At 63.5% G+C, this 4,035-nt stretch carries 2 protein-coding genes; both read right to left on the minus strand.

Annotated elements, in window-relative coordinates:
• A partial coding sequence (locus tag P4L93_03800) for a proton-conducting transporter membrane subunit (GenBank protein ID MDR3686068.1) occupies positions 1-1,982 on the minus strand: 1,982 nt, incomplete at its 3' end.
• Positions 1,983-3,023: 1,041 nt separating this feature from the next.
• Positions 3,024-4,035: AAA family ATPase (locus P4L93_03805; protein ID MDR3686069.1), on the minus strand; the 1,012-nt coding region annotated here is incomplete at its 5' end.

Raw genomic sequence — 4,035 nt, forward strand, 5'->3', positions numbered from 1 at the left:
CGGCCGGTGCTGCGGGCGCGAATGGCCTGCGAGAGCCCCGAGATACCCCGCTCGACGCGGTGGTAAATTTGCGTCTCCGCGAGATCCATGACCTCTCCGGTATAGTGAATGCGTCGGACGACGTACGGCGTTCCGGCGGTCTCCCGGATCACCTCGCGGCGGAGGTGGTAGAGCGTCGCGAAGATGAGCCGGAGCGGCTTGGCAAACGCGGTGGCCGTGTAGTCGAACCGTGCCGTGGGGCTCATTCCGCACGTCCACGTCGGCGCGCCGCGCTGCGGGGCACGCCGCAATCCGCGGCGCAAGACCCACGCCATCGCGGTAAGCGCGATGAGGAGTGCGGCCACCACCGTCATCGAAATGGCCGTGGCGTTCGTCCCCGACGGCGTTAGTGCCGCCGACAGCACAAGCGGTCCCCGGGCCGTTACGACGGCGCTCGCCCCGGGGCCGTGGAGCAGCTCGGCCGTTGGCGCGTCGAGCAGGCGCATTGCGTACCCTGGCGCGACACCGAGGGCCACGCACACCGCCCCGAGCCAAACCATGCCGACGATCATCGACGGCGGTGCTTCGGTGGCGTGCTCGGCATGGGGCGTTCGCGGGCGGCCGAGGAACGTGACGCCAAACGCCTTCGCGAAGCAGGCAGCGGCGAGGCCTCCCGTGAGCGCCAGCATCGCCGCGGAGAAGACGATGCCGAGCCCGGCGGGGCCGCGGAAGTGGCTCGCGCCGCCGAGGAGGGCCTGGAAGGTTAGCCATTCACTGACGAACCCATTGAGCGGGGGGAGGGCCGAGATCGCGACGGCTCCAAGCAGGAACAGTCCAGCCGTCCAGGGCATGCGCCGGGCGAGTCCGCCAAGTTCCTCCATGTTGCGGACGTGCGTGCGGCAGAGGACGCTGCCCGCGCCGAGGAAGAGGAGGCCTTTGAATGCCGCGTGGTTGACGGTGTGAAGGAGTGCGGCGGTGAGCGCGATCGTCGCGAGGGCGCCACCCGCGATCTCCCGACGCCATAGAATCATCGCCAGCCCCACTCCGATAAGAATGATCCCAATGTTCTCCACGCTGTGGAACGCGAGCAGGCGCTTGAGGTCATGCTGCTGTAGCGCGTAGAGCACGCCGAGCACGGCCGAGGTTGTGCCCACGACGAGCACCGTCCATCCCCAGGAGGATGGCAGTGGCTCGGCGGCCGGGGCGAGGAGGTCGAAGGCGAAGCGCAGTATCCCGTAGATCGCGACCTTGAGCATGACGCCCGACATCAGCGCCGAGACGTGGCTCGGGGCCGCAGGGTGCGCGCGAGGGAGCCAGACGTGGAGAGGAACGACGCCGGCCTTGGTGGCGAAGCCACCGAGTGCCAAGAAGAATAGCGTCGTTCGTGTCGCGCTATCGAGTCCGCCTGCCGCCATGCGTACGGCCCTAAAGACGAATGCCCCGGCCCGCTCGGTGAGGGCAAGGAATGCGACGAGAAGCAGGGCCGTTCCTCCGTGGGCCATCACCATGTAGAGAAGCCCTGCCCGAGCGTTCTCGCCATCCCGGTCATCGGAGACGACAAGGACGTAGCTGGCGAGCGTCATGCCTTCCCAGCAGAGCAGAAAGCTTAGCGCGTCGCCCGCGCAGCAGACGAACGCCATGCAGCCCAGAAACACATTCAGCGCGACCACCTGCGCTGCCTGCCGCGCCGGTCCCGCGTCGGGCGAGTGCGCCCGAAGGTAGGCCGGACCGTAGATCGACGCCGCGACGGCTACGAGGGAGATGACGAGCAGGAAGTAGGCCGAGAGCCCGTCCACCGAGATCGAAAGCCGAGCGACCGGGAAGACGACCGGGAGCCGCTGGGTCAACGTGCGGCCCGGGTCGCCGAGGAGAACGCCGAGCGAAACGCCGAGGCCTACCACAGCTCCCGCAAGCGCGGCCAAGTGACCCACGCCAAGCGCGAGTCTACCCGACCACCACGCTAGCAGGGACGAGAGCGCCCCTGCCCCGTAGCAGGCAGCCATCAAAAGCGCGCCCCTCAGAAGTAACTCTTGGTTGGTGGCGAAATTGATCACGCCGCGTTACCAATCACTTTGATGAAGTCGCGACGTCTCCGACATCGAGCTGACGGGGTTCGAGACCGCGTCGGCCGCCACTTCAGCCTTCGTGCGGCCCACGCATCAGCGTGAGTGCCGCTTCGATTTGCCACCAAGTCTTGGCCTCTTCGTTATTTCCTTTTTCTTCGAAAGAGCAAGCTTTTTTTGGCAGCTACGACGACGGCTTTATCACCGCGCGCTTCCAGCAATTGCTGGGCGTATTATTCGGTTGACGATGAAACTAAACGGCCACCACCACCCGGGCGGCTCTGAATGTCGCTGTTGGGTCAATTTCGGAAGTCGGCGCTCATAACCGTGAGGTCTGCTTTGCCCCCATGAACGGACATGTCAGCTACGTGCGGCCGCTTTGCGCCATGAGCGGCCATTCGATGGGTAGTACGATTGGTGATAGTCTTAGTCATGCAAGTCTGCGGCAGGGATCGGGACTAACTCAATGTCCTACGATCGCTCCCGCCTTGACGTGAAGTAGCCTAATGCAAACTACGACAGCGGTCCGTGCTTCCTCTTGAGTTGCGCTGGACCTTCCTAAGACTACTCAGTCCTGCATAGATCTGCGCATTCGTTCGAACAGCGCAGTCGCGTAGATCGGCATAGTAGGCTGCGATACGAGGCAGACGCCAAACACAAGCGGCAACGCGAGATTGTTCGCCAACGCGCTACTTGAAGACGGTCGGTACTGCATTCGGTACGACATGGCCGTTCGTGACCATACTTAAGTGCTGATCGTACTTGGCTTTTCCCGCTCAGTCGGTCCCGTCCATCAGTGGGCACGTCGCGACTCATTGATCACAATCGAGTCATTACGTTGCGTCTAGGGGCTCCCTGCGATTGCCCAGCTCTGGAGGCGGCCTTTCGGGCGACCTCGAAAGCTCCGCCGGCTTGGGGTCGCCATTCACGGGGAAGCTGCGCATGAAGAACCAGACGCCATATGTCCGCGATTGCTCCGCTCTATTCTGCAGCGGCTTGTGGCGATCGAGGCTCCGGATGATTGACCAGTTGAGTTAGCTCTGCTTCCTCCAGCGTTTCCTTTTCAAGGAGACGTTGGGCCGTGCGATCGAGAACCCCGCGCCGTTCCTTGAGGAGATCGAGGGCGCGCTGGAATGCTTTCTCCACAATGGCCCGTACCTCTTCATCAACGGTCGCTGCCGTTTTCTCAGCATAATCCCGTTCATGCGGAGGCGATGGAAGATCGGAGCCGGTCAGGAGTGTGTGCGGATCACGATCATAGGCGACGTTGCCGAGTTTGTCGGACATTCCGTAGCGTGTAACCATGCTGCGAGCGATGTCGGTGACACGTCGCAGGTCGTCTGCAGCACCTGTCGAAAGATGACCGAATACAATCAGCTCGGCGGCGCGACCACCGAGCGACACGGCCATCTTGTTCTCCAGTTCCTCGCGCGTCATCAAGAATCGGTCCTCTGTCGGACGCTGAATCGTATAGCCGAGCGCGCCGATGCCGCGCGGGATGATCGACACCTTGTGAACCGGGTCGACCCCTGGCAGCGCAAGCGCCACCAGCGCATGGCCCATCTCGTGATAGGCGACGATCTCCCGCTCCTTGGGGTTGAGCAGCCGATTTCTCTTTTCCAGACCCGCGACGATTCGTTCGACGGCGTTGCCGAAGTCCGCCATCGATGTGGCATCTGCGCCTCGCCTCGTCGCCAGCAGCGCCGCTTCGTTGACAAGATTGGCGAGGTCGGCGCCGGTAAAACCCGGCGTCAGTGCAGCCACCTTGTCGGCGTCGACATCGGCTGCAATTTTCACCTTCTTCATGTGAACCTGCAGGATCTGCACGCGGCCCTTCTTGTCGGGCCGGTCCACCAGTACCTGGCGGTCGAACCGACCGGCCCGCAGCAGCGCGGGGTCGAGAATTTCAGGCCGGTTGGTGGCTGCCAGAATGACGAGCCCCGAACGCGAGTCGAAGCCGTCGAGTTCCACCAGGAGCTGATTGAGCGTTTGC

Source organism: Coriobacteriia bacterium, assembly GCA_031292615.1.
Classification (GTDB): domain Bacteria; phylum Actinomycetota; class Coriobacteriia; order Anaerosomatales; family JAAXUF01; genus JARLGT01.